Raw genomic sequence first — 25,195 nt, 5'->3', positions numbered from 1 at the left:
AAATATTAGCGCTTTCGAGTTGACTGCTGCGTGTGCCATAGTTTGGCATATACACCTTGCTTTTGCAGTAGTTGGCTATGTGTGCCTTGTTCGGTAATCATACCTTTGTTCATCACCAGTATATTGTCAGCATCAATAATTGTAGAGAGCCGGTGGGCAATCACTAAACTGGTATGGCCTTTTGCGGCATCCCGTAGCGCAGCTAAAATGGCCTGCTCCGATTCGCTATCTAATGACGATGTGGCTTCATCAAATATCATAATGGGCGCGCCTTTTAGCAGTGCTCTTGCAATTGCTACGCGCTGTTTTTCTCCCCCGGATAACTTAAGGCCACGTTCACCCACTTTTGTGTTTATGCCATCAGGAAGTTGAGCAATGAAGTGGTTTAAATGGGCAAGTGATGCTGCATGCATAATTTCTTCGTCAGTGGCGTTAGGGTTTCCATAGGCGATGTTGTCTTTCAATGTGGTGTTAAAGAGAACGGTGTCTTGGGGCACAATAGCAATATGACTTCGCAAACTGTTTTGGGTGACTTGGCTTATATCCTGACCATTCACGCATACGGTGCCCCTCGTGGGTTCATAAAAGCGAAAAAGTAGCTTCATGATGGTGGACTTGCCTGCGCCACTTTCGCCGACAATGGCCACCTTCTTGCCCGCTTCAACCTGAAAGGTAATGCCATTTAAAATAGGCCGCGCGTCATGATAACTAAAATGTACATTCTCAAATTGGACAGTCGCATTTTCAACACCGCCTTTTAATGTGAGCGCCAGTGAATCAGGTTTATCAGAAATGGCCGGGCGCTGAGCGAGTAGTGAAAATAAATTATCAATGTTAGCCAGTGAACCCCTTATTTCTCGGTATACAAAGCCTAAAAAATTAAGCGGCATAAAAATTTGCATGGTGAAGGCGTTAATGAGCACAAAATCACCAATCGTCATATCGCCGTTCATTACGCCGAATGCGGCATTGGCCATCATTGCTGTCATGGCAGTGGCAATAATACTGGCTTGGCCTGCATTAAGAGCGAAGAGAGATAATCGATTTTTGCGCCTTGCCACTTCCCATTGGGCTAAATCGTTGTCGTATCGGTTCGCCTCAAAGGCTTCATTGTTGAAATATTTAACTGTTTCGAAATTAAGTAGGCTGTCGACTGCACGGGAATTAGTGGTGGAATCGGCCTCGTTCATTTGCTGAACAAATCGAGTGCGCCAGTCGGTGGCTTTCATTGAGAACGCCACATAGCAAATTACACTGGAAATGATGATAAACGCAAATGACCAACCAAATTGAAACAGAAGCAAGCCTACCACAAGCCCAATTTCGAGCAGGGTAGGCACAATGTTAAACACCATAAACCGCATTAAGAAACTAATGCCTGATGTGCCTCGCTCAATGTCTCTTGATAAACCGCCGGTACGCCTGTCGAGATGAAAACCCAAATCGAGGTTATGTAGATGTTTAAATACGTTTAGGCCAATGCGACGCATAGCTCGCTCGGTGACTCTACCAAACAAGGTATCTCTCACTTCCCCTAACAGCACATTGAGTAACCTTAAGGTGCCGTACACCACAATAAGGCTGATGGGTACTGCCAGGGCAAGGGTGGTTAAATCGCCATTTAAGCTGTCTACCGTGTACTTCAACACATAAGGTAACCCAATGCTGGCGAGTTTTGCGGCCACCAGGCAAAGCAGGGCAAGTACAACTCGCCGTTTAAACTCCAATAAATAAGGGCGCAGTTGTTTCAGCACATGCCACTTTACCGGGGCATTATCGTACACTGTGTTATGGCGTCTTGGCATGAATTGAAATGACTCTTTGTTAAACGGCAAGTAGAAGCGTTAATGTTAACAGGATAGAACCCATTAAGCTGTTACGCCGTAATGAGAGAATGCGTTTAAAATATACATAATTTTCGTATGTACAGGCGTCAAGAGGGCTCAGTGCCCCGAACCTCTTAATTAACAAGCGTGTCATGTCCGTACTTGAAAGCCTGGTGGAGAGTTAAAAATAGAAAGAGAACAATTCATTCTTAAATATACATTGCAGATCATTTCAATCTGATGCGCGCACAAGTACACTACAGGGTGTGCGTGAATGAAAACAGACGCGCATAACGCTGAGTGTAGGAGAAAATTTGTTAGTAGATAGCTTTGGAAGACAATTTCATTATTTACGTTTGTCGATAACGGAAGCGTGTAATTTCCGGTGTCAGTATTGTCTGCCTGATGGCTATCAAGGCCCTTCTAGTGATAGCTTTTTATCCGTAAATGAAATTCAAACCTTATTATCTGCCTTTGCGCAGTTAGGCACGTCTAAAGTGCGAATTACCGGTGGAGAGCCTACCCTTCGTCGTGACTTTTTAGATGTATTGCATTTGACGGCGCAAACTCCGGGTATTGAGCGTATCGCCATGACAACCCATGGTGCACGAATGTCTGCTCATGCCAAACAGTGGAAAGACGCTGGCTTACATCAAGTTAATGTGAGCATAGACAGCTTAGATCCTCGTCAATTCGCTGCTATTACAGGGCAAGATAAATTAAAAGAGGTACTCGCAGGGCTTGATGCAGCTGCAAATGCGGGCCTTGATGTCAAAGTTAATACGGTATTGCTGAACGACTTCTCTGACGCTCGCCTTCACCGTTTTTTGGCATGGTTAAAAGAGATGCCAGTGACCCTTAGGTTCATAGAGTTAATGGAGACGGGGGACCTTCCACAGTTTTTCAATCAGCAGCATCAAAGTGGCGGGCCCATTAAGCAAACGCTGCTAGCACAAGGTTGGCAACCCATAGTAAAACGAAAAGACGCCGGGCCAGCGCAAGAGTTTTTTCATCCTGATTACGCGGGAAAGATAGGTCTTATCATGCCTTACAGTAAAGATTTCTGTAAAAGCTGTAATCGACTTAGGGTTGCAGCAAATGGCAAACTGCATTTGTGTCTATTCAGTGAGCATGGCATTGATATGCGCCATCTGTTGGCAGATGGCGACGTGGCAGGCCTTAAGCAATTTCTCATAGAATGTTTAGGTCAAAAGCACGAAGCCCATTATCTACATGATGGTAATACAGGTGCAACCACGCACCTTGCTATGTTAGGGGGCTAACGGGCTAAAGACGCAACAAAAATAAAGGTTAGGCGCTAACCTTAAATGGCGATCTATAAGGCGTTCGCCACGCCGACAAAAACAACAATAAAAGCTAAATTTGCGATAAAAGGAAGTATATGCATATAGGAAATAGTGCGCGGTTATCTTATCACTACGTTACCGAAAAGGATGTTGAGTTCTTGTGGGAGCTTGACCAAGACGAAGCGGTTATGCGCTACATCAATGGTGGTAAACCTTCCAGCAGAGAAGATATACGCCATATTTTTATACCCCGGGTTCAAGCTTTCTCTAACCCAGCGCTAGGTTGGGGATTATGGCGAGTAGAAGTCACAGAATCTCGGGATAGTATTGGCTGGATTTTAGTTCGTCCGTTTGGCTTTTTCACCCACTCACCAGAAACAGATAATATTGAATTAGGCTGGCGTTTTAAGCGTTCGAGTTGGGGGCAGGGTTTTGCGACAGAAGCCGCGAAAACAGTGAAAGACAGTTTATATTTAACTGGCATCGATAAATTTTCCGCCATTGCTAACCCAGCGAACAAAGCGTCAATCAAAGTTATGAAAAATTTAGGTATGACGTTTAGCCACGAACTAGAATATAAAGACAACCTGTTCCACGAAAACGTCGTGGTTTACGCAACCTGATTAAGGACGGTTTTCATATTGTTATAGCGCTGTGTTTGCTCTTCTGTTAATTCTGAACTTTCAATCGTTGTGCGACAGCGCTTAACCAAACTGACCACTTTGTTTATTCGTGGCTGACCTTGCTTTGCGCGCATCGTTATTGCCTGCAATAAATTTAAGGCGATGGCCGGATTTTTAGGCATCACTTGGTAGGCTTGTAAAAAGGTATTGAATGACTTGGCTAAATCGCCTTGTTGATAATGCAGCACGGCGGCATTGTTCAGGCTTTTGGGGCTTAAGGGTATAGACGCCTTCTCACGTTTTTCTTGTTTTATATAGAATGAAACAAGATTAGGCTCGTCACTGTCACTGTCACTGTCACTTAGCTTTTGTTCTAATACTTCAAGTATCTTTAGGGCATTTCCTTGCAGCCCCACTTCGTGAAAGGCTTTTGCTGAATCGATAAGGGCTTCCGTGGGCTTGTCTTCCCAATGCCTGTAATCTAAGGATTCCATCATCGTTTTGGCTTTTTCACTGTCATTTTGTAAATAGCAAATTCTGGCATTAATAACATGAACTTGTTGCGCCACATCTTCTTTGGGGTAGGCGGTTTTCAATTCTCGCAAATAGTCGTTGGTTTGCTGAACAATATGAGATACCTCTGAAGGGGATGACGTCATGGCAAAATCTACCCCCGCGCGGGCAGCAGTTAAATAGTGCTCTGCGCACTCATGAATGGATTGCTTAGCGTACCGGACAATTTTCCTCGCACTATCAAATTGCTCTTGATAATCATGAGTAATACGAGAGAGTTCCATAGCGGTTTGATGCCGTTTTACGTTTCTTGGCGAAACCTCTCGAGCAATATTGATACACTCAAGGGCATCATCAAATGCTTCCTCTCGAATTTTTAATTCTGCAAGTAAATCATAGGAGGCAAGGTTACTTTCTAAGTTTAGCGCTAGGCTTAATATAGCCCGCTCGGCGTCCTCAAACTCTTTTAAGTTGACCAAGGATTTACAGAGCCCGTATTTTGCCCAGGCAAATTCTTGTACATTAATGATGCCTTGGAAAAATGACTTTGCTTCATCATATCGCTTGCTCAAAAGTAATAGATCGCCTTTTACCTTTAGCGCTAAAGGAAAATACTCAGCATATTTAGGTTCTAAAATAAATGCTTCTACGGCCATCAGAGCACCCTCTAGGTTACCTTCATCCATATACTGATAGATAGGGTTCAACACCATTTTGCGCGCAATAACTTTTGATAGCCGTTTTTCAAGCTGGTTTACTGAAAAAGGTTTCGCAAGAAACTCATCGGGCTGTAGTTCTACAATGGCATGTACTGCTTCTGGGCTGGTGTCAGCGCTTGTGAAAATAAACCCAGTGGTGAGGGGAACTAGGTGCTGCGCTTTTAGGGTTTCGAACAGGCAATAACCGCCATGATCTTCGCGTAAGTCGTAGGCACAAATTACAGCGTCATAATGTTGCTGACTTAACGCATTGAGTGCTTGCGTAGGCTTAACAACATAATCCACATGCTCAAACCCAAGCTCATCAAGGGCATATTTCATATGGCTTTTCGCTAAAGCTTGGTCTTCAGCAACTAGTACCCGTGCTCGTTTCGCAATGTTCGGTTTCATAACCTTTCCGTAGTGGAAAATAGAGCGTATTCGATATAATAAGTTTAGTCGCAGAAGCCGAGCGTTACCAAAAACGATGACATTAAATTGGCGTTCTGAGCGAATAAAGGTATTTTGACTGTCCAATTTGTTTATTGAACACGACTGTGGCTCGCAACGAAGTTGTTGAAACAGTGATTGGCGTTTAACGTTTTAAGGAATTTTAATAAGACAGAAGAATGGTGGACGCTACTGGGCTTGAACCAGTGACCCTCGCCTTGTAAGGGCGATGCTCTCCCAACTGAGCTAAGCGTCCATAAAAGAATTGTACTTGAAAACTGTATGAAATGGTGGACGCTACTGGGCTTGAACCAGTGACCCTCGCCTTGTAAGGGCGATGCTCTCCCAACTGAGCTAAGCGTCCATAAAATTTTCAAGTCAAACAAGAATCCGCTCTAGAAGAGTGGTGGACGCTACTGGGCTTGAACCAGTGACCCTCGCCTTGTAAGGGCGATGCTCTCCCAACTGAGCTAAGCGTCCATCTTGTTTGTTTACTTGCCTGGGCAAGTGGGGCGGTATTATAGAGTTGCTTCCGATAGTGTCAACAATAAAATTAAAGAAAAATTACCGTATGCATGAAAAATAATCATTTTGTTGCCATTTTGATTAAATTGATGAAAAGAGCATCATTTTTAGTAACGGTTAAAGCAATAAGGGGTTTTTCTTTTTGCGCGGCAGTAAACAAGGACTCCAATTTATGGCCCGAATATAGGTGTTTGTTAAAGCATCTGGTGGCTCATAAGCGATGTTACTTTTCAAAGATATCAGAATGCCAGTGGCGGAATAATTAGTTGCAACAAGTCAATGATGTGGCTTTTGTCGCAACCGTTACGCTGGTAGAATGCGCCCCACTTAGACTTAAATTAAAGATAGAGAGTGATCATGTCGGTTGTAACACGATTTGCACCAAGCCCAACGGGCTATCTACATGTAGGCGGCGCACGTACCGCACTATATTCTTGGCTTTACGCAAAAAGCAAAGGTGGTGAATTTGTTTTGCGTATAGAAGATACAGATATAGAGCGTTCTACAGAAGAAGCAAAACAAGCCATTTTAGATGGCATGTTGTGGCTAGGGTTAACGTGGGACACAGGCCCTATTTATCAGACGGACCGATTCGACCGTTATAAAGAACTCATTCAAACATTGCTTGATGAAGGTAAAGCGTACAAGTGCTTCATGAGCGCAGAAGAATTAGATGCCATTCGTGAAGGGCAAAAAGAGCGTGGCGAGAAGCCCCGCTACCCAGGTACATGGCGCGATAGAACGGATCACCCAGAAGGGCAGCCTTTTGTCATTCGCTTCAAAAACCCGTTAGACGGTAAAGTGGTTATCAACGACCATGTACGTGGCAAAATCGAAATCAGCAATACTGAACTAGACGACTTGATCATTCAACGTACAGATGGCACGCCTACCTATAATTTCTGTGTGGTTGTTGATGATTGGGATATGGGCATTACTCATGTGGTACGTGGTGAAGATCACATCAACAATACCCCGCGCCAAATTAATATTCTTGAAGCATTAGGTGCTCCTGTACCAGAGTATGCTCACGTTTCAATGATTTTGGGTGACGATGGTAAAAAGCTGTCGAAACGTCATGGTGCTGTCAGTGTTATGCAATATCGTGATGACGGTTTTTTACCTCAAGCCGTACTTAATTACCTTGTGCGACTAGGTTGGTCACATGGCGATCAAGAAGTGTTTACGCTTGATGAGATGATTGAGCACTTTAGTTTGGATGGCATAGGGCAATCAGCATCAGCCTTTAATACAGAAAAACTGATTTGGCTAAACCAGCACTATATAAAGACATTGCCAGCGAGTGAAGTGGCAGCACATGCGAAATGGCATTTTGAAACGTTAAATGTAGATTTAACCGCAGGGCCAGCGCTTGAGTCTGTCATTGCTATTCAAGCGGACAGGGTGAAGACATTAAAAGAGCTTGCAGAGATTTCTACCTACTTTTATCAAGATTACGAAGCGTTTGATGCGAACGCGGCGAAAAAGCACCTTCGACCTGTGGCACGGGGTCCGTTAGAGCGCGTTAAAGATAAACTAATGGCGCTGGAAGAATGGAACCCTGAAAGTATCCAGTCGGCGATAAATGCAACCGCTGAAGAACTTGAAGTGGGTATGGGAAAAGTAGGCATGCCGCTACGTGTAGCTGCTACGGGTGGAGGTAACTCGCCTTCTTTAGATGTTACCCTTAATTTGCTTTCAAAAGAGAAAGTTGGCGAGAGAATCGACAAAGCGCTTACTTTTATAGCAAACAGAGAAAATTCATAAAAAAACCGTTGACATGACAGGGGCGGATGCCTAGAATGCGCCCCGCTGTCACGGAACAGTCACACAAAACTGACTGAGACATGATGGGGCCATAGCTCAGCTGGGAGAGCGCCTGCATGGCATGCAGGAGGTCGGCGGTTCGATCCCGCCTGGCTCCACCAATTTTTAAATTGGAGCAAATTTAGGCTGGAGTTGCTAACACAACTTCTGACTGAAAATTTAGTAAGAAAAAGAGCAATTAATTTGTTTGCTTAATCCAACTTTCTAAATACCTCGAATGCAATGTGTTCGAAGAACTATTTTCAGTCCCCTTCGTCTAGAGGCCTAGGACACCGCCCTTTCACGGCGGTAACAGGGGTTCGAATCCCCTAGGGGACGCCATATTTATCGCGTCACAGTCGATTAATACTGTGAAATAGGCTGAAGTTAACGTATTAGCTTCGGACGGAAATTTCAGTAAGGATAGTGGTTCGTGGTAACGAATTAATCTAGCTTTACAGAAGTTCAGTGAAGTTTTGCTTCACAGTCAAGTTTCTGTCCCCTTCGTCTAGAGGCCTAGGACACCGCCCTTTCACGGCGGTAACAGGGGTTCGAATCCCCTAGGGGACGCCATATTTATCGCGTCACAGTCGATTAATACTGTGAAATAGGCTGAAGTTAACGTATTAGCTTCGGACGGAAATTTCAGTAAAGATAGTGGTTCGTGGTAACGAACTAACCTAGCTTTACAGAAGTTCAGTGAGGTTTTGCTTCACAGTCAAGTTTCTGTCCCCTTCGTCTAGAGGCCTAGGACACCGCCCTTTCACGGCGGTAACAGGGGTTCGAATCCCCTAGGGGACGCCATATTTATCGCGTCACAGTCGATTAATACTGTGAAATAGGCTGAAGTTAACGTATTAGCTTCGGACGGAAATTTCAGTAAGGATAGTGGTTCGTAGTAACGAATTAATCTAGCTTTACAGAAGTTCAGTGAGGTTTTGCTTCACAGTCAAGTTTCTGTCCCCTTCGTCTAGAGGCCTAGGACACCGCCCTTTCACGGCGGTAACAGGGGTTCGAATCCCCTAGGGGACGCCATATAAAAAAACCAGCCTTTTGGCTGGTTTTTTTTCGTCTTACTATCATCAAGTTCATTGGTGAGCCACTTACACTTTTCGACTGTCCAATTTCTGACTTTTTCAAATAAAGTCAAAAAAAGTGACTGTCCAACAAATAAAGTGACTGTCCAAAAACTAGTTTCAAAAAGCTAGTTTAAATCCAATGTAGTGATAATTAGACTGTCCAATTTAGCGTCCGCAGATATAATTTGTGCCATTGTGCTTTCAATTCATCAATGTAAAAACACATCTGTGTGTACGCCTGCTATCATGCAGTCAACGATTAAGAGGTTTCTATGCAAAATTACGCTATCGGTACTCCTGGAAAGCCATGGGGAACCAAAGAAAAAGAGTTATGGCTAGCAGCACAGGTTGTACAACGTAGTTATCATGATGAAGTGGTGCAACAACTTATGGGGATTGTCCCGACAGGGTTTAAGGTGGTGCAATACGGTTCACTGCCATACGATGAAGAGCGCTATCCTTTGTACGCAATAGTACCTGAGTGCTTCGACAGCGCTAAGCCCTCAGCGCTGGTTACTGGAGGCGTGCACGGGTACGAAACAAGTGGTGTACAAGGAGCGCTTAAATTTATCAGAAATAACCTTTTGAACTATGCAAAAGATATAAACCTAGTTGTGGTTCCTTGTGTGAGCCCTTGGGGGTATGAAACCATTAATAGATGGAATCCTTTGGCTATTGATCCTAATCGTTCCTTTTACACAGACTCCCCAGCGCCCGAATCATCACAATTAATGGCGTTTATTGCTTCACTAGAACAGACCTTTACGCTTCATATCGATTTACATGAAACAACCGATACGGATAATTCAGAATTTAGGCCAGCGCTGGCAGCGCGCGATGGAACGACGCATGATAATTGGAACATACCAGATGGTTTCTATACCGTTGCCAATACGACAAACCCCCAACTCGATTTTCAAAAAGCGGTGATAGATGCTGTAAAAGTCGTCACACATATCGCCCCAGCAGATAGTGATGGCAAGATAATTGGTGCGCAAGTCGTTAGTGAAGGCGTGATTTGTTACGACAAGAAATCGCTTTATTTATGCGGAGGTATGACTGACGCAATGTACGTTACCACTACCGAAGTTTATCCAGATAGCAAGCAGGCGACCCCTGAGAACTGTAACGACGCGCAAGTGGCGGCGGTTTGTGCTTCACTAAACTTCATAAAATAGACGCTTGAACGTTTAGACGTCTAGATGTATATTTAGCCTCCAGTAATAGGAGGCTTTTTGTGTTTACATTTTCTGCTGTGATTTATGATGGGAATAAACAATCTTTAGTTCGTTATGACGGTAATGACGAAGAGGCGTTTGAGCGTTACCTCAATGAAAAGTATGGGTGCTATGTATGCCTCTGGTCGAATAAAGAGCTTAGCGAACGAGCGTTGACTACAATAAAATCCTCTGTTGCACTTAATGAGGCAGAAAAAATTAAGAGTGAGTAAACGGTGCATATACCTTCTCCATGCATTGCGCAATGCAAATTAAACGATGATAACGTGTGTAAGGGGTGTCATCGAACGATGGAAGAAATCGCTAACTGGGCGGGGCTTTCGTCAAAAGACAAAGCCAATGTATTAGCACGCCTTCATGCAAATACACAGTTAGAGTCCGACAATCAATAGCCTTGATACAGGAGAGCGATTTACCCATCTCTCTACATAAACTTACGTCACACTCAAGTTACCTCATTTAAACTTTCCCAAAACATATTGAAACAGATTGAAACAGATTGGACAGTCAAAACAGATTGGACAGTAAACAGATTGGACAGTCAAAACAAGTTGGACAGTAAACAGATTGGACAGTCAAAACAAGTTGGACAGTCACTTTTAGGTTGGCAAAGCAAGTTGGACAGTCACTTTTAGTTTGGCGGATAAAGCAGACAACGAAGCTTCTCACACTGCGACGTGAAAACTTTCTTTTAAGTTCGTGATATTCATGGTCACCCACATGCCATTTTGATACACTCTCGCGCCGAAATTTTGACCTTACTACTAGCGAATTAGCACACAATGAAAATTATGTTAGCGCCGATGGAAGGCGTAGTTGATCATCTAATGCGAGATATGCTCACCCGAGTAGGTGGGTATGATCAATGTGTAACTGAATTCGTGAGGGTTGTGGATCAAAAACTGCCTAAGAAAACATTTTATCGCCTGTGCCCTGAATTGCATCATGGTGGAAAAACACCCTCGGGTGTTCCCGTTCGTGTGCAACTGTTAGGGCAGCACCCGCAGTGGCTGGCTGAAAACGCGGAAACTGCCATAGAGTTGGGCTCTCCTGGTGTAGATTTAAACTTTGGGTGCCCTGCTAAAACGGTAAACAAAAGCAAGGGTGGGGCGGTTTTACTTAAAGAAACTCAAGCGCTTTACGATATTGTTAAAGCTGTTCGAGATGCGGTTCCTTCCCATATACCAGTGTCGGCTAAAATTCGATTGGGTTTCGAGGATAAGAGCTTAGCCGTAGATAATGCAATGGCTATAACAGAGGCAGGTGCTTCTGAGCTTGTCGTCCACGCGCGAACCAAAACGGAAGGGTATAAGCCCCCCGCTTATTGGGAGTGGATAGCAAAAATAAAGCAGCACACTTCTATTCCTCTCGTGGCAAACGGCGAAATATGGAGTGCTTCTGATGCTAAACGATGCCAAGACGAATCTCATTGTACGAATTTAATGGTAGGACGAGGGGCCTTGGCCTTACCCAATTTAGCTTTGTGTATTAAAAACAATGAAGCGCCCATGGCATGGAAAGATCTGGCCTCACTGCTTATCCAGTATTCCGGTTACGAAATATTTGGAGATAAAGGCAAATACTATCCTAACCGGTTAAAGCAGTGGTGTGGATACCTAAAAAGGCAATATCCTGAAGCCGAATTATTATTTAACGATATTCGCAGGCTCACGCAATCACAAGATATTGTAAAGGTTTTATCAGAGCACGCTGGTATAGCGCTGTAACTGTATCAGTAACTAAACTTGTTTATTTCCCTATATTTAGCATAATCGTTTTCAACGCTAATTTATTTTGCGTTATTAAAAATAACTAAATATGTCTGGGGAAATCATGAACGTCCAACCAAGTAAGCTATTTCTAGCTGCTGCTTGCATGTGTACGATTGCGTTGTTGGGATGTAATGACGCGCAAAACAAAGAGCAAAAGCCGAAAGATAAAGTCACTATAAATGAAAATCCATATCCGAGTACGTACACGCCTATTGTAGGCAAACCAACGTTAATCACAAATGTCACCATACTTGATGGAATAGGCAATAAAATTGATAAGGGCGCGGTTCTATTTTCTGATGGGAAGATTGTAGGCTTGAGTACAACGCCACTTGGTGAGTCGCTACCTGCACCTGATAACGTGGTGGTGATTGATGGAGAAGGGAAGTGGGTAACGCCTGGGATCATCGACAACCATAGCCATTTAGGTGTTTATCCTTCTCCTTCGACAAAGTCTCATTCTGATGGCAATGAAATGACCAGCCCTGTTACCGCGCAAGTATGGGCTGAACATTCAGTGTGGCCACAAGATCCGGGGTTTACTCGCGCGCTAGCGGGAGGGGTAACTACGCTTCAAATTCTTCCAGGTAGTGCAAACTTAGTCGGTGGTCGTTCAGTTGTGTTAAAAAATGTACCAAACCGAACCATGCAATCTATGAAATTCCCAGACGCCCCGTATGGCATGAAAATGGCTTGTGGCGAAAACCCCAAACGTGTTTATGGTCAAAAAGGCGGCCCTATGACCAGAATGGGGAACGTAGCTGGGTATCGTCAAGCATGGGCAGATGCACAGGATTATATACGTAAGTGGGAGCGTTACGAGCGTGATTTCGATGCAGGGAAATCCCCCACGCCACCGAAACGAGACCTAAAGCTAGAAACACTCGCAGGGGTATTAAAAGGTGATATTCTCGTACACATGCATTGCTATCGTGCCGACGAAATGACAGTGATGATGGATGTCATGAAAGAGTTCAATTATAAAATTGGAACATTCCATCACGCCGTGGAAGCCTACAAAATTGCTGATACCCTAAAAGAAAACCAAGTTTGCTCAGCCATGTGGGCCGATTGGTGGGGGTTCAAAATGGAAGCTTACGATGGAATTCGAGAAAATATTCCAGCTGTGCATGCCGCCGGAGCATGCGCCATTGTTCACTCTGACAGTGATTTGGGTATACAAAGGTTGAATCAAGAAGCCGCAAAAGCGTGGTCTGATGGCAAACGAGCCGGGCTAAATATCTCTAAGGAAGAAGCGTGGATATGGTTAGCCGCCAATCCTGCTAAATCATTAGGAATTTTTGATCAAACAGGCTCTTTAGAAGCGGGTAAGCAAGCGGACATCGTTCTCTGGAGTGGGGACCCGTTTTCTACCTATACCAAAGCAGAACGTGTGTTTATTGATGGCGGTTTAGCATACGCTCTAGACGCTCAGCAAGATTGGCCTGTAAGCGATTTTGAAATTGGACAAGTAGGTGAAGGAGACAGCAAATGAAGCGTTTAATTGTAATAGCATTAGCGATGCTATCCATTCATTCTACCTATGCAGAAAAACTCGCATTAGTTGGGGCTAAAATTCATACCATGAGTGAACAGGGAGTGATTGAAAAAGGCAGTGTTCTTGTCAGTGATGGAAATATTGTTTCTGTCATTGAGGGAACAGAAGTTCCTTCAGAATATCGGGTGGTGGATGTTTCTGGAAAAGTTATTTCCCCAGGGTTCATTGGCGCGTTGACGTCGTTAGGGCTCGTTGAGGTTTCCTCTTCATCTGGCGTGGTAGATGCGAGTATCGAAACATCGCCTATTACTAAAACAGGTGCGGCACTCGACGTCAGTTATGGTATTAATCCAGACTCGTCACTATTTGAGATCACACGATTAGAAGGCATGACAGCTGCGGCAACCGGTATGATGGGGGGGCATTTCCTGTTTAACGGGCAGGGTGCTGTCATTTCTCTAGACGGTGATGAGCCTGTAATAAAGTCACAAGCTTTTATTTCAATTGACGTGGGCGGTCAAGGAGCAGAAGTGGCAGGAGGCTCCCGCGCTTCTTTATGGGTAATGTTAGAAAAAGTTATCAACGAAGCGGCGAGTACCAAAAGTAATGTGACATCAACCACGCCATGGTTTGGACTTAGTTCTCGTGAAGATTTACCGGTGATTAAACAGGTTATAGCCGGTGATATTCCATTGTTTATGAAAGCAGACCGTGCTGCTGACATACGCCAGGTTATTGCGTTTAAGAAGCGACACCCAAGCATTAATCTCGTATTGGTTCATGGAGTAGAAGCTTGGCGTGAAGCAAAGGCGCTTGCAGAAGCGAAAATCCCCGTCATCATTGACCCAGAGTACAATCTACCTGGCGGGTTTGACCAAATGGGTGCAACGTTGGCAAACGCGGCTCGATTAGAACAAGCCGGCGTTGAAGTTGCTATCGGTATGGATACCCATAATATTAGGTTAGCAGCGCAACATGCAGGAAATGCAGTTGCCAATGGCCTTTCTTATGAGGCAGGTCTCGCTAGCCTTACACGGGTTCCAGCTAAAATTCTCGGGTTGGACAGTCAAATAGGTGTGCTTGCAAAGGACGCTCGTGCAGATATCGTCGTTTGGAGTGGCGACCCTTTAGAAGTAACGGAAGCGGCTGAAATGGTGATTATCAACGGACAATTTGTGGACATGGAGTCTCGTCAAACAAAATTAAGAGACAGATATCTTTCTCTTATGCAAAGTGACGCTAAAAAGCCTTCCTACTACTATCGATAACTCAGATTGGACAGTCTAATTCAGTAATGACTGTCCAACTAGGAAGCTTAAGGTAAGTGTTTGTAAAAAGGGACAGTCAAACTTTGTTTTGACTGTCCCTTTTTGTTCCTCTTTTTCATCATTCCTATTTCGAATTCAACAAAAAAGCGATCGGCAATTGGAATACAGAATATTGAAGGGTTAGAAGTAAGCTGATTTAGCGAGGGTGATCAACGGTAATAGGTGTAAGGGCTATTGAAAATAGCCCTTTTTAGAGAGTAGCGAGGTGTTTAGCTGTTCGACGTGATGCAAGCTCACATCAAATACCGTGTTGCATTGGTAACATTGGGCGTTCTCCCGTACTGGCACTGCTCAGCGAAGTCTACAATAGCAATGGGCGTCCCGATCGGGCCTGAAAACGTGTCTTCCAACTGGCAAGAAATCGTTAACCAGGCCGGCGCCTCCAACTCTAGCCTATCTAATATAGGTTGTAGTGAGGAGCTAATTGTTCCTTTCTTGTCATTTCTTACGTACCTGCCGGTTTCATCAACCAAACTTAAATAGCTATCTAGCGTGATAGGCAGTGCAGAGCGACCTCGTTTATCAATGCAGCCTGAAAAAGGCTTTAAAAATAAGGGCGATTTTCTTGCTCGACGAGCATTGATGCGGTACTTCACGCTGGTGAAGTCTGATTCTTCAGGCGTGGGCGCAAGATTGGCGCGAACAGGGTTTAAATCTGTATATGCCATTGCTGCTATTAGCGCTTTCTCATTCAAAAGCGCCTGAGACCTAAATCTTCGTTCCCAAAAGTAACCTTTGCAGTCGTCTTCTTTATTCGCTTTGCGTGCAATGTACTCGTTTAAAAGACGCATAAACCAGCTGACAGAGCACAATCGACGGCGATATTCTTCAGCATACTCTAGCAAAATTTTTTCTTCTGCTTCGCTAAATGCTTGATCGTCAATATCATCTAAGTAGCGTTGGACCAATGGAGGGCATTTATAAAAGTTTCGCCATCTATTGAATACTTCTCTCACACTCCAATCTTTGACCCGTTCTCGATTAACGAAAAGGACAACGTGGGTATGATTGTGCATGACTGCATATGCACATAGTTCTATTGAAAATGAGCTGGAAAGCAAATGAAGTCGGTCTTCAATCCACTTTCTTCTATGCTCAAAGTTTCTACCAGTTTCATTATCACAACCACACAAGTATGACTGCCTAACACAACGAGTAGTGCAGTGATAGTATGGGGTGACGTCTACATTAACTTGCTTATACCGAGGTAAGGGCATATCCGTATCTCCAATGCGAATTAAAGATGATTATGCGCCCTTCTTCGGAAGATACTACTGTGCTTCAGTACGGTTTTTATACATAAGTGTCGATTGTTGAACCCACACGAGAATCAGATGAAGGGGCTGAGGCACTTGCTTCAGACGATGTACGCACCTCTTGTGAAGGCTCCTGTCGGCGTTCTATAGGCTGTCGTGGATCTTGAGTGGTGTTTTGAACCACTGTAGACACGGGTGTCGCGTTGGTAGATGAAACGTCCATAAACCCTCCTCGATGATTGTTACTAAGTTAAATCAAAATCGTCGGTAAGTTTAGCACATAATTCGGGTTAATTATCGAACAGCGGCATTAATTGTCTATGCATAAACTCAGCGATCAAAGCCTGTGCTTCTGCATTTGGATGAATGCCGTCTCGCTGCATCAACGACGTGTCGAGCGCAATATTTTGCAAGAAAAAGGGAATAACCGGCACATTAAGTTCTTCACCAACCCTGTCAAAACTCTCACCAAACATGTTGGTATAGCGTTTGCCATAATTTGTAGGTATTTGCATATCTTGCAAAAACACCTTGGCGTCAGCGGCTTGTGCTATTTTCACGAGCGCAACCAAATTGCTTCTAATTTTTTTTACGTTGTGCCCTTGTAGGCCATCGTTCCCCCCGAGTTCAATAAGTACATGGGAGGGCTGGTGTTGGGTTAACAACCTGGGTAGTCTCGCTAATCCGCCATCAGTCGTTTCACCACTTACCGCAGCATTTACAATATCAATCGGAATGTTCTCGTCTCGCCACGTATTTTGTAACAAACTTACCCAACCTTCTTCTTGCCTTAAACCATAGGCAGCCGATAGGCTATCGCCAAGTATCAGTAATTTCGCATTAGGCTCTTTTTCATCACTATCATGTTGATCTGACTGAGCAAATGTGGGTATTAAAAGTAAAAAGACGAACGCAATGTTGCGCAAACTATAAAACACGAATTGATGACCTCTATGATTAAAACATCTAAAGTAACGAAAGTAGTCTCTACGAGTGAGGGTGAACTTCAGATCCTTAGCCCAATTTCCTTTGAAGTCAAGGCAGGTGAGTCTATTGCAATAATTGGTGCGTCAGGATCAGGAAAATCTACGCTTTTAGGATTGCTTGCCGGCTTGGATGAGTCAACGAATGGAGAAATTTGGTTGAACGGAGCGCCCCTCCACACTATGGGTGAAGAGGAAAGAGCTGTATTTAGAGGGCAGCATGTTGGCTTTATTTTTCAAAGTTTTATGCTGGTACAGAGTTTAACCGCACTTGAAAACGTCATGCTCCCCGCAGAAATAGCGGGCTTGTCTAATGCTAAGCAACGGGCAATGGATATCTTAAGCGACGTAGGATTAAGTCATAGAGCGCACCATTTTCCAAATCAGTTATCCGGAGGAGAGCAACAGCGAGTGGCAATCGCTAGGGCGTTTATCACTTCGCCAAAAATCTTATTTGCTGATGAACCTACTGGTAACCTGGATGCAAAAAACAGTGAAAAAGTTGAAGGCTTGCTGTTCAAAATGAATAGGGAAAAGGGCACTACGCTTGTGTTAGTAACCCATGACAATCATTTGGCAGCGAAATGTGATCGTCAGTTAACCATGACAGCCGGTGAGCTATCTGAGACCAGGCAATCCACCCACCCCGTAGACCGTGAGGTAGTCTAAATGAAGACAACCTCAAGCCTAGCATGGCGCCTTTTTCGTCATGAAGCTCGCCGTGGCGAACTGACTATAATTTTACTCGCTATCATTTTGTCTGTGGGGGCGGTGCTTTCGCTGTCCCTTTTTAGCGAGCGTTTACAAAGCGCCTTAACCTCGCGATCAGCTGAATTTATTGCTGCTGACGCTCAACTGCGATCTGATAAACCCATTGATGAGGCTTGGTTAAAAGAAGCCCAGACACTTGGTTTAGATACCGCCCAGCAAGTGACGGCGCGTTCTATGGTGTTTTATGATGACGAAATGTTATTGGCCGACTTAAGAGCGGTGAACGAAGCATATCCGCTTAAAGGTAACGTAAACGTTGCTGAGCAGGCATTTGGGGCTAAAAAAATTGCGGATCAATTACCGCAAGCAGGGCAAGCGTGGATCCAATCACGACTATTTCAGTCGCTAGGCATTCAGCTTGGCGATGAGATAGAAATTGGAGATGGAGTATTCACAGTAACCAAAGTACTAGTCGATATTCCCGATGCAGGCTTCAGTGTATTTAATACAGATCCAATTGTGTTAATTAGACTGTCCGATTTAGCAAGTACAGCCATAACTGGGCCGGGAAGTAGAGCGCGATATGTTAGCTACTTTAAAGGCGATGGAGATGCATTGAGCGCCTTTTACGATTGGCTGCAGCCTCAGTTGCAAGATGATTTACACAGTTGGCGGACGGTAGCCGATGATGAATCGGCAATTGGTCGCTCAGTTGCGCGTGCAGGGCGGTATTTTTTGCTGGCTAGCCTGCTGGCCATTGTGCTTGCCGCTGTTTCTATTGCCGTTGCCGCGCAAAGATACAGTCAGCGACATTTCGACCCTGTCGCCATCATGAAAACACTGGGCGCAACAAAACAAACTATCCGCACCATTTATTTACTACAAGTTATTTTTATAACCTTATTAGGCATTGCAATTGGGCTTATCATCGGTTTTATCGGGCAACAAGCCGTAGTGTGGTTGCTTGCAGATCAGGTAGATGTCGCTATAGGGATTTGGCATTGGAAACCGGTTATCATTGCAGTAATAACAGGGGCTACCTGCGCGTTACTGTTCTCTCTCTATCCACTAATGCAGCTTTTTGCTATTCCTCCTTTGCGTGTACTTCGGCGGGATATGGCGTCAAATTTACGGTCGCGCAGTATTCAGTTTTTAGCGTCTGGCTCGGCTGTGTTTCTACTCATGCTTCTCTATAGTCAGGATTTTACGATAAGTTTAATTCTGTTTTCGTCGGGCGTCGCCCTGGTGGCAGGGTTGCTCATCGCTACCTATGGTTTAATTGCGCTAGGAAGAAAGTTAGGAGCAGGTAAAATGGGCGCCTGGCAACTAGCATGGGCTAGAATTAAACGCAGAGCCATGGATAACAGCGTACAGTTAATCAGTTTTTCAATAACAATCATGTTGCTCTTAGTCGTTCTCGTTATGCGCAATGATATGGTTTCTCAGTGGCGCTCTCAGCTTCCCCAAGGCACACCGAACTACTTTCTAATTAACATCACCGACACGCAGAAAGATAAGTTGGACAGTCACTTTTCTGAAAATGGCGTAAATATTGAAGAATTTTATCCCGTAATAAGAGGGCGGTTCGTTTCGGTAAACGATGAAAGGGTGAATACCGAGGTGACCAAAGAGGACAATGCTGATAATGAAAGGCGTAGAGGGTTAGGAAGGGAAGCCAACCTTACTTGGAGTAATACTCTGCAAAAAGAAAATATCATAGTGGATGGGCAATGGCATGGAGATACCTCAGTTGAGCCAGACACCACGGTCTTCCCCGTATCCGTAGAAGAGGATGTGGCTGAACGCCTTGATATTAAACTGGGTGATAAATTAACCTTCAACGTGGGCAGTGAAATTGTTGAAACTGAAGTAACCAGTTTACGCAAGGTTGATTGGCAAACAATGCAGCCTAATTTCTTTTTCGTCATTCACCCGGCGGCTATGAAAGCGTTTAGCCCTACCTACATTACGAGCTTCCATTTGCCTACGTCGGAAAAGGCTAAATTGACGGCGCTTTTACAACCTTTCCCATCGCTTACAATGTTTGATGTTGATGCGCGTATAAATCAACTAAGAGACATTGTCGATCAGGTCTCTGTTGCGGTTGAGTTCATTCTTGTTCTTGTTTTATTTGCAGGATCACTGGTTTTGATAGCGCAAGTGCAAGCAAGTATGGATGAGCGAAAGCAGGAAATAGCAATCCTTAGAACCTTAGGCGCAAAAGGAAGCCTGATACGGAAAAGCGTGATTTTCGAGTTTGTTATTATTGGCATTGTCGCAGGCTTTATGGCTGCACTTGCCAACGAATTAAGTTTGTTCCTACTACAAACCTCAGTATTTCAAATGCCAGCAAGCTTACATATGGAATATTGGGTTATTGCGCCATTTGTAGGAGCGTTTGTAGTAGGAACGTTAGGGGCACTTGGTTGCTGGCGACTACTTACTTTAAACACTGCTGCGCTGCTGCGAAAAATGGTTTAGGTCTTGGTAAAAAAATTGAAAACAAAATTGGACAGTCACATATACTTTGACTGTCCAATTTCATTTTTCTACTCTCACTTTGCCAATAATGGTTTTTTATCGAACGAATATGACTGTCCAACATGTCGTTTTATAAATTTTACGTGGCCAAGTTGGACAGTCAAAAAGCGTCCAATACCGACGATAAAAGTACCGGTTCATTCTGTGCGGTAGATGTTCGAAAGCGCGTCGTTCAGGGTAGGGTAGTCAAATGTGAATCCCGCGGCAGTTAATTTGGCGGGAATAACGTTTTGACCATTTAGGATCATGGTTGAGCTTTCGCCCATGGCGATTTTCATAACTATAGAGGGCACAGTAAATAGGCAAGGCCGTGATAGGTTACTTGCCAGGGTATGGGAGAAATGCAAATTGGTCACAGGTTCAGGGGCGGTCATATTAAAGGCACCTCGACAATTATCATTGTCTAGCAGAAACCTAATTGCCTTCACCATATCGTCAATATGGATCCAAGAAAAAAACTGTTTGCCATGCCCCAGTTTACCGCCTACCCCTAATTTGAATGGTAGTGCCATTTTAGCTAGTGCTCCGCCATTTTTAGCAAGCACAACTCCCGTTCTTAACGTACAAACTCGGGTGTTGTGGCCGTCTACAGTATTGGCTATCGCTTCCCATTTTGCACAAAGTTCATGTGTAAACTCGCTATGTGGGGGTGTTTCTTCAGTGACCGCTTGGCTTCCTTTATCACCGTAAACGCCAATGGCTGAGCCAGATAAAAATACCCGTGGTGGTGAAGACGCGCTATTGATTTTAGCAACCAGCTGCGCAGTGGTGTCCCACCGGCTATTGCAAATACGTTTCTTTTGGCTGGTGGTCCATCGTTTGTCAGCAATAGGCTCACCGGCTAAATTTATTATCGCATGAAAGCGAGCCATGTCGTCTATAGCATCAATACTATCGATAAACGATACCGGGGAATTTTGACTTAAACTATCAAGTGTCTCTTTAGCTTTAGTGATATCTCGTGTTACTACGGTCAGACTATGCTCACCTGAGAGGCTTTTTACAAGGGCTTTGCCAATAAGGCCTGTTCCACCGGTAATCAAAATATTCATAGCACGTTGCGCCTATTTAAGAGTTAACCTGTTTTGTTACACGATAAGGTGAGAGAAACGGAGTCTGAAAATCGTAATGCATGTGGTTTATCTACTTCTACTTGAGCGTAACGTACAGATGAATGTTCTGCTGCAATGCTTAACACATCGGCGGTGAGTTTTTCGAGAAGAGAAAAGCGATTATCTTCCACTAATTTTATTATCGCTTTCGTGATGGTTTTATAGTTAAGTGCATCGCTCATATTGTCGGTGTTGGTCGCTTTCTCTGCGTCGTAATCTATCTTAACGTTAACAACAACATCCTGTTTGTTTTTAATCTCGTCTTCGTTTATTCCAATGTAAGTACGTAATCTCAGGTTTTTGATTTTTATGGTTGCTAGATTGAAGGTCATAGTTTTCTCTGTTTGTAGTTATTTATAACTCGTTGTAAAGTGGTCGAGTTTTTCTTTAGGAATGTAGCATAAAATGTCCATGGAACTGAGATCGCCGTTTGCAAAAGCGTTATTAGTGTTAGCTTGCCTTGTTGTTTTAATGGCAGGCATTAAAGCTGCGAGCACTATTATGGTGCCGTTTTTTCTTTCTATTTTTATTGCTATTGCATGTAGCCCTATTATCCATTGGACAAGCCGCTTTGGGGTACCAAAGTGGTTATCGATAACATTAGTAATACTCTTAATTGTGGTTTTTGGATTCTTACTCGCAGGTTTAGTTGGACAGTCGCTAACCGAGTTTAGAGAGAATTTACCGCAATATCGTACGCAACTCGATTCTGAGTTTTCTTGGATAGTAGAAAAATTAGCGCAATATAATATTCACATTAATAGAGAGCTGATTGCATCCCATCTAGACCCAGCCACTGCAATGTCGGTAGCTACAAATTTTATCAGTGGTATGGGAGGCGTGCTTTCCAACCTCTTCCTTATTCTATTAACAGTGATTTTTATGCTTTTTGAAGCAGACAGCATTCCTCGACGTTTGCACATCGCTCTTGCCGACCCAGATATGAAACTACAGCATATCGACAGGTTTATACGCTCTGTGAATAGCTACTTGGCTATCAAGACAGTGGTTAGCTTAGGGACAGGGCTTATTATCGGCATTACGTTGTATGCAATGAATATTGATCATTTTATGCTGTGGGCTGTTCTTGCGTTCATGCTTAACTTTATTCCTAACATCGGTTCTATTATTGCCGCACTACCAGCGGTACTTATTGCTTTTGTGCAATACGGCTTGGCGTCTGCTGGTTTCGTAGCATTAGCATTTGTGCTGGTTAATACCATCATGGGCAATATGGTAGAGCCTCGTCTCATGGGAAGAGGTATGGGCTTGTCTACCTTAGTGGTATTTCTTTCCTTAATCTTTTGGGGATGGTTACTGGGCACGGTGGGAATGTTGCTTTCGGTACCGCTTACCATGGTGGTAAAAATTGCACTGGAGTCGCGAGATGAAACAAAATGGCTAGCGGTTTTACTTTCTAGCGAAGGCGAGAAAACTACGCCTGCTTAGTGAATAGGAAACTTCATTATAATTCTAGCTCCACCTAGTGGCGCATCATCAATAATGAGTTTTCCTTCGTAAGCGGATATTAAATCGTTAACTAACGCCATCCCTATGCCTTGACCTTCTGTATAGGTATCAAGGCGTGCCCCGCGCTCTAACAATGTTTGCTTTTGTTCCGGCGCTATCCCTGGGCCATCATCATCTACGGTGATAGAAAGCCAGTTTTCATCGCGAGCGACAGTCACCAAAATACTGTTTTTCGCAGCTTTACACCCGTTATCGATAAGGTTGCCACACATCTCGAGCAAATCAGTTTCATCCCCTCTAAACCGTGATTGTTCTTCAATATCTAGCGTAATCGATATTTGCTTGTCTCTGTGTACTTTATCCATTGCATTGGCCACTTTTTGCAGTACAGGTTCAATGAGAATCGATGTTTGCCAACCCGTGGCGCCAGCCCCCGCGCGCTTTAATTGTCGCTGAATAATACGGTCGATTTGCCCTAGTGATTCACTCGCTTCCTCTGGCAGGCGAGGGGTACCTAAAGCTACCGCTAACGGAGTTTTTAAGCTGTGAGCTAAATCGCCTAAGCTATTTTTGTACTTTACCCGTTGCGCGGCTTCAGAATGTAATAATTCGTTGATGCTGGCTTTTAGCGAAGTGAATTCCTTAGGATAACGGTTATTTAGCTTCTGCTGCTTGCCTTGCGATGTCAGTGATATTTCATCAATAAGGGATCGTACCGGGCTCAAAATGAGGTTGATACCAATCACAATAAAAACAAGAAGGACTAAGGCCAACATTGCTAACCACTGCCATACAGTGGACATGAAGGTGCCACGCTCTTCTGAGAAGTGTGATTTGTCATTGAAAATATAGAAATGAACAGGCTCAAAATCAGCGCTAGAGGCGAATTCAGCGGTGAAAGCATACGCAAAGTAGTCACCTTGAGTATCGAAATGCGTAGAATAATGCTCGACAAAAGCCTCATTCCCAACTTGGGTGATTAAATCGGGAGGCGATAGGGTATATTCCAACGCGGATGCCGACTGCCAAATTACTTGATCACGGAATACGATAAGCCCAAGATATCCTGAACCTGGTAGGTTCAGTTGCTCTTCGTATAAAATTTCCGGCATGTAGGGTACATCGCCATCTAACTCGAAAGCCGAAAGTAAACCCAAATTCATGAGCCTTAGCTCACTCATTTTCGCTTGGGTTAAGCTATCGGTATAGGCTTCGTCGAGGACAAATACGCTGACAGGGGTAAAAATAGCGAGGATACTGACGGCAAAAAGAAGGCTACGAAGCTTAAGAGAAAGTTGCCTCATAGGTTTCTATTAATCCGATAACCTCGCCCCCGTAAGGTGTCTATGGGCTTTAACACACCTGAAGGATCTATTTTTTTGCGTAGGCGACCTATGAAAACTTCAATTACATTGCTATCTAAATCAAAGTCTTGATCGTAGATGTGTTCTGTCAGTTCCGTTTTCGACACCACCTTCTGCGGATTAAGCATTAGATATTCCATGACTTTGTATTCATAGGCGGTTAAATCTAGCGGCGCATCGTCTACTCTAATTTCTTCTGCCACAGTGTCTAGTGCAACAGGCCCAAACTGAACAACGGGGTTTGCTTGGCCAGATGCCCGGCGAATGAGGGCTTTAGTCCTGGCCAGTAGCTCTTCATTATGAAAAGGCTTGGTGAGGTAATCGTCGGCGCCAGCATCGAGGCCTTCTACTTTCTCTTGCCATCTATCTCTTGCTGTAAGAATAAGCACTGGGCAGGATACATCTGCCTGTCTGGCCTTTCGAATTACATCAAACCCGTCTAATTTTGGAAGGCCGATGTCAATAATGGCCAAATCGTAAGGGAATTCGTTAAGTTGATAGAGGGCGTGTTCACCGTTATCTGCTAAATCTACGCTATATCCATTTTGTTGGAGTAATGTGTCGAGTTGCGTCAACAAGCGACTGTCGTCTTCGGCAATTAGAATTCTCATTAGTGTTCGCTACTTCCTTTTTGAGAGTCTTTTACTCTACCTGAGCGTTTATCTACATCTACAGACACAACGCGCCCAGATTTTTTTAACATTTTTACACGGTAATTTCTTGAGGTTTGATCAACCCTTAACACACGGCCTTTTTCAACTTGCTTTGCACGTTCTACCGCTTGGCTCTTACTCAGGTCTTTTTCCTTTTCTTGAGCCGCAGCTGTACCTACCGACAATACGCCAGCAACCACTAGTAAAATAGCCTTTGATTTAAGCAATTTGAACATAAAACCTCTCAAAACCCATGTCACTGCTTACTTACCCTAACCATATTAATGATACCAGCTGAATGAACGCTGAATCTCGTATGCTTAGTCTACTCTCAGCCTAATGAAGTGTATATAAAACAGAGCCTCGCACAACTAAACTTTACAACAATAATCATTTAATTGACGAGGGTAGTTTAATCGAAATAGAGAAAGTTTTTTAAAAC

At 44.0% G+C, this 25,195-nt stretch carries 22 protein-coding genes and 8 tRNA genes; 17 read left to right on the top strand and 13 right to left on the bottom strand.

The features are described 5' to 3' along the window. Positions 1-5 precede the first annotated feature (5 nt). On the bottom strand, positions 6-1,805 hold the full coding sequence (locus tag IUA53_RS12395) for an ABCB family ABC transporter ATP-binding protein/permease (protein ID WP_044446849.1): 1,800 nt from the start codon (positions 1,803-1,805) through the stop codon (positions 6-8). A 335-nt stretch (positions 1,806-2,140) separates the two neighbouring features. On the opposite strand from IUA53_RS12395, the gene moaA reads away from it, so the two are divergent. Further along, positions 2,141-3,109: a GTP 3',8-cyclase MoaA gene (gene moaA, locus IUA53_RS12390; protein ID WP_196897195.1), complete on the top strand. Its 969-nt coding sequence runs from the start codon at positions 2,141-2,143 to the stop codon at positions 3,107-3,109. Positions 3,110-3,228: 119 nt separating this feature from the next. Further along, positions 3,229-3,756, top strand: coding sequence for a GNAT family N-acetyltransferase (locus IUA53_RS12385; RefSeq protein ID WP_044056664.1), 528 nt, complete (start codon positions 3,229-3,231; stop codon positions 3,754-3,756). Here the strand turns inward: IUA53_RS12385 and IUA53_RS12380 are convergent. The 4 genes from IUA53_RS12380 to IUA53_RS12365 all read right to left on the bottom strand — a co-directional run bounded on the left by IUA53_RS12380 (position 3,744) and on the right by IUA53_RS12365 (position 5,897). Beyond that, positions 3,744-5,378: a response regulator gene (locus IUA53_RS12380; RefSeq protein ID WP_196897194.1), complete on the bottom strand. Its 1,635-nt coding sequence runs from the start codon at positions 5,376-5,378 to the stop codon at positions 3,744-3,746. The two genes, IUA53_RS12385 and IUA53_RS12380, sit on opposite strands and share 13 nt — an antisense overlap. Before the next feature lie 219 nt (positions 5,379-5,597). After that, positions 5,598-5,673: transfer RNA gene (locus IUA53_RS12375), tRNA-Val, on the bottom strand. A gap of 32 nt (positions 5,674-5,705) precedes the next feature. Beyond that, a tRNA-Val gene (locus tag IUA53_RS12370) sits at positions 5,706-5,781 on the bottom strand. A gap of 40 nt (positions 5,782-5,821) precedes the next feature. Continuing rightward, positions 5,822-5,897, bottom strand: a tRNA-Val gene (locus IUA53_RS12365). A gap of 402 nt (positions 5,898-6,299) precedes the next feature. Between IUA53_RS12365 and gltX the strand changes: the two genes are divergently transcribed. The 12 genes from gltX to IUA53_RS12305 all read left to right on the top strand — a co-directional run bounded on the left by gltX (position 6,300) and on the right by IUA53_RS12305 (position 14,603). Continuing rightward, on the top strand, positions 6,300-7,709 hold the full coding sequence (gene gltX, locus IUA53_RS12360; protein ID WP_044056666.1) for a glutamate--tRNA ligase: 1,410 nt from the start codon (positions 6,300-6,302) through the stop codon (positions 7,707-7,709). An 85-nt stretch (positions 7,710-7,794) separates the two neighbouring features. Further along, positions 7,795-7,870: transfer RNA gene (locus IUA53_RS12355), tRNA-Ala, on the top strand. Positions 7,871-8,014: 144 nt separating this feature from the next. Beyond that, positions 8,015-8,090: transfer RNA gene (locus IUA53_RS12350), tRNA-Glu, on the top strand. A gap of 155 nt (positions 8,091-8,245) precedes the next feature. After that, a tRNA-Glu gene (locus IUA53_RS12345) sits at positions 8,246-8,321 on the top strand. A 155-nt stretch (positions 8,322-8,476) separates the two neighbouring features. Beyond that, a tRNA-Glu gene (locus tag IUA53_RS12340) sits at positions 8,477-8,552 on the top strand. Between the two features lie 155 nt (positions 8,553-8,707). Continuing rightward, positions 8,708-8,783: transfer RNA gene (locus IUA53_RS12335), tRNA-Glu, on the top strand. A gap of 316 nt (positions 8,784-9,099) precedes the next feature. Next, positions 9,100-10,005, top strand: coding sequence for a M14 family metallopeptidase (locus IUA53_RS12330; protein WP_196897193.1), 906 nt, complete (start codon positions 9,100-9,102; stop codon positions 10,003-10,005). Between the two features lie 59 nt (positions 10,006-10,064). Then, the gene (locus IUA53_RS12325) at positions 10,065-10,277 is read left to right on the top strand and encodes a hypothetical protein (RefSeq protein WP_044446863.1); all 213 of its coding nucleotides are present in this window, start codon (positions 10,065-10,067) and stop codon (positions 10,275-10,277) included. Between the two features lie 3 nt (positions 10,278-10,280). Beyond that, entirely contained in the window at positions 10,281-10,457 is a 177-nt protein-coding gene (locus tag IUA53_RS12320) for a DUF1289 domain-containing protein (RefSeq protein WP_082052866.1), read from the top strand. Positions 10,458-10,847: 390 nt separating this feature from the next. Further along, on the top strand, positions 10,848-11,792 hold the full coding sequence (gene dusC / locus IUA53_RS12315) for a tRNA dihydrouridine(16) synthase DusC (protein ID WP_044056669.1): 945 nt from the start codon (positions 10,848-10,850) through the stop codon (positions 11,790-11,792). A gap of 103 nt (positions 11,793-11,895) precedes the next feature. After that, positions 11,896-13,332 carry an amidohydrolase gene (locus IUA53_RS12310; RefSeq protein ID WP_044449400.1) on the top strand — a complete coding sequence of 479 codons (1,437 nt, stop codon included), beginning with the start codon at positions 11,896-11,898 and terminating at the stop codon, positions 13,330-13,332. Further along, positions 13,329-14,603: an amidohydrolase family protein gene (locus IUA53_RS12305; protein ID WP_044446865.1), complete on the top strand. Its 1,275-nt coding sequence runs from the start codon at positions 13,329-13,331 to the stop codon at positions 14,601-14,603. Before IUA53_RS12310 ends, IUA53_RS12305 begins: the two co-directional genes overlap by 4 nt. Positions 14,604-14,896: 293 nt before the next feature. Here the strand turns inward: IUA53_RS12305 and IUA53_RS12300 are convergent, their stop codons facing one another. The 3 genes from IUA53_RS12300 to IUA53_RS12290 form a co-directional block, all read right to left on the bottom strand. After that, complete coding sequence (locus IUA53_RS12300; RefSeq protein WP_044056671.1) at positions 14,897-15,880, bottom strand: hypothetical protein; 984 nt, start codon at positions 15,878-15,880, stop codon at positions 14,897-14,899. A 76-nt stretch (positions 15,881-15,956) separates the two neighbouring features. Next, positions 15,957-16,142: a hypothetical protein gene (locus IUA53_RS12295; RefSeq protein WP_044446866.1), complete on the bottom strand. Its 186-nt coding sequence runs from the start codon at positions 16,140-16,142 to the stop codon at positions 15,957-15,959. A gap of 67 nt (positions 16,143-16,209) precedes the next feature. Continuing rightward, on the bottom strand, positions 16,210-16,857 hold the full coding sequence (locus IUA53_RS12290) for an arylesterase (protein ID WP_044446868.1): 648 nt from the start codon (positions 16,855-16,857) through the stop codon (positions 16,210-16,212). 15 nt (positions 16,858-16,872) lie between these two features. Here IUA53_RS12290 and IUA53_RS12285 point away from each other — a divergent pair, with 15 nt between their 5' ends. Continuing rightward, the gene (locus tag IUA53_RS12285) at positions 16,873-17,571 is read left to right on the top strand and encodes an ABC transporter ATP-binding protein (protein WP_044446870.1); all 699 of its coding nucleotides are present in this window, start codon (positions 16,873-16,875) and stop codon (positions 17,569-17,571) included. Further along, entirely contained in the window at positions 17,572-20,094 is a 2,523-nt protein-coding gene (locus IUA53_RS12280) for an ABC transporter permease (protein ID WP_196897192.1), read from the top strand. Positions 20,095-20,291: 197 nt separating this feature from the next. Here IUA53_RS12280 and IUA53_RS12275 read toward each other — a convergent pair whose 3' ends face one another. Together IUA53_RS12275 and folX are read right to left on the bottom strand one after the other, a co-directional pair. Continuing rightward, positions 20,292-21,206: a TIGR01777 family oxidoreductase gene (locus IUA53_RS12275; RefSeq protein ID WP_196897191.1), complete on the bottom strand. Its 915-nt coding sequence runs from the start codon at positions 21,204-21,206 to the stop codon at positions 20,292-20,294. Positions 21,207-21,229: 23 nt separating this feature from the next. Further along, a complete protein-coding gene (folX, locus tag IUA53_RS12270) occupies positions 21,230-21,598 on the bottom strand; it encodes a dihydroneopterin triphosphate 2'-epimerase (protein WP_044056677.1) in 369 nt (122 codons plus the stop codon). A 73-nt stretch (positions 21,599-21,671) separates the two neighbouring features. Here folX and IUA53_RS12265 point away from each other — a divergent pair, with 73 nt between their 5' ends. Continuing rightward, positions 21,672-22,715 carry an AI-2E family transporter gene (locus IUA53_RS12265; RefSeq protein ID WP_196897190.1) on the top strand — a complete coding sequence of 348 codons (1,044 nt, stop codon included), beginning with the start codon at positions 21,672-21,674 and terminating at the stop codon, positions 22,713-22,715. Here the strand turns inward: IUA53_RS12265 and IUA53_RS12260 are convergent. The 3 genes from IUA53_RS12260 to IUA53_RS12250 are packed head-to-tail and all read right to left on the bottom strand — an operon-like array spanning position 22,712 to position 24,989. Next, positions 22,712-24,040, bottom strand: a complete 1,329-nt coding sequence (locus IUA53_RS12260) for an ATP-binding protein (protein ID WP_044056679.1) — start codon at positions 24,038-24,040, stop codon at positions 22,712-22,714. The genes IUA53_RS12265 and IUA53_RS12260 overlap by 4 nt on opposite strands. After that, positions 24,037-24,711: a response regulator transcription factor gene (locus IUA53_RS12255; protein ID WP_044056680.1), complete on the bottom strand. Its 675-nt coding sequence runs from the start codon at positions 24,709-24,711 to the stop codon at positions 24,037-24,039. Before IUA53_RS12255 ends, IUA53_RS12260 begins: the two co-directional genes overlap by 4 nt. Next, the gene (locus IUA53_RS12250; RefSeq protein WP_044056681.1) at positions 24,711-24,989 is read right to left on the bottom strand and encodes a PepSY domain-containing protein; all 279 of its coding nucleotides are present in this window, start codon (positions 24,987-24,989) and stop codon (positions 24,711-24,713) included. Before IUA53_RS12250 ends, IUA53_RS12255 begins: the two co-directional genes overlap by 1 nt. Positions 24,990-25,195: the final 206 nt, after the last annotated feature.

Source organism: Alteromonas sp. B31-7 (assembly GCF_015767655.1).
GTDB lineage: Bacteria > Pseudomonadota > Gammaproteobacteria > Enterobacterales > Alteromonadaceae > Alteromonas > Alteromonas australica.
The sequence above is the reverse complement of the archived record's forward strand: the minus strand, read 5'-3'. Positions and strand labels throughout refer to the sequence as shown.

Bases quoted from the DNA above. Each gene is read 5' to 3' on its own strand.
- IUA53_RS12395 (WP_044446849.1), bottom strand. From the start codon at position 1,805: ATGCCAAGACGCCATAACACAGTGTACGATAATGCCCCGGTAAAGTGG.
- IUA53_RS12385 (WP_044056664.1), top strand. From the start codon at position 3,229: ATGCATATAGGAAATAGTGCGCGGTTATCTTATCACTACGTTACCGAA.
- IUA53_RS12380 (WP_196897194.1), bottom strand. From the start codon at position 5,378: ATGAAACCGAACATTGCGAAACGAGCACGGGTACTAGTTGCTGAAGAC.
- gltX (WP_044056666.1), top strand. From the start codon at position 6,300: ATGTCGGTTGTAACACGATTTGCACCAAGCCCAACGGGCTATCTACAT.
- IUA53_RS12330 (WP_196897193.1), top strand. From the start codon at position 9,100: ATGCAAAATTACGCTATCGGTACTCCTGGAAAGCCATGGGGAACCAAA.
- dusC (WP_044056669.1), top strand. From the start codon at position 10,848: ATGAAAATTATGTTAGCGCCGATGGAAGGCGTAGTTGATCATCTAATG.
- IUA53_RS12305 (WP_044446865.1), top strand. From the start codon at position 13,329: ATGAAGCGTTTAATTGTAATAGCATTAGCGATGCTATCCATTCATTCT.
- IUA53_RS12300 (WP_044056671.1), bottom strand. From the start codon at position 15,880: ATGCCCTTACCTCGGTATAAGCAAGTTAATGTAGACGTCACCCCATAC.
- IUA53_RS12295 (WP_044446866.1), bottom strand. From the start codon at position 16,142: ATGGACGTTTCATCTACCAACGCGACACCCGTGTCTACAGTGGTTCAA.
- IUA53_RS12285 (WP_044446870.1), top strand. From the start codon at position 16,873: ATGATTAAAACATCTAAAGTAACGAAAGTAGTCTCTACGAGTGAGGGT.
- IUA53_RS12280 (WP_196897192.1), top strand. From the start codon at position 17,572: ATGAAGACAACCTCAAGCCTAGCATGGCGCCTTTTTCGTCATGAAGCT.
- IUA53_RS12275 (WP_196897191.1), bottom strand. From the start codon at position 21,206: ATGAATATTTTGATTACCGGTGGAACAGGCCTTATTGGCAAAGCCCTT.
- folX (WP_044056677.1), bottom strand. From the start codon at position 21,598: ATGACCTTCAATCTAGCAACCATAAAAATCAAAAACCTGAGATTACGT.
- IUA53_RS12265 (WP_196897190.1), top strand. From the start codon at position 21,672: ATGTCCATGGAACTGAGATCGCCGTTTGCAAAAGCGTTATTAGTGTTA.
- IUA53_RS12260 (WP_044056679.1), bottom strand. From the start codon at position 24,040: ATGAGGCAACTTTCTCTTAAGCTTCGTAGCCTTCTTTTTGCCGTCAGT.
- IUA53_RS12255 (WP_044056680.1), bottom strand. From the start codon at position 24,711: ATGAGAATTCTAATTGCCGAAGACGACAGTCGCTTGTTGACGCAACTC.
- IUA53_RS12250 (WP_044056681.1), bottom strand. From the start codon at position 24,989: ATGTTCAAATTGCTTAAATCAAAGGCTATTTTACTAGTGGTTGCTGGC.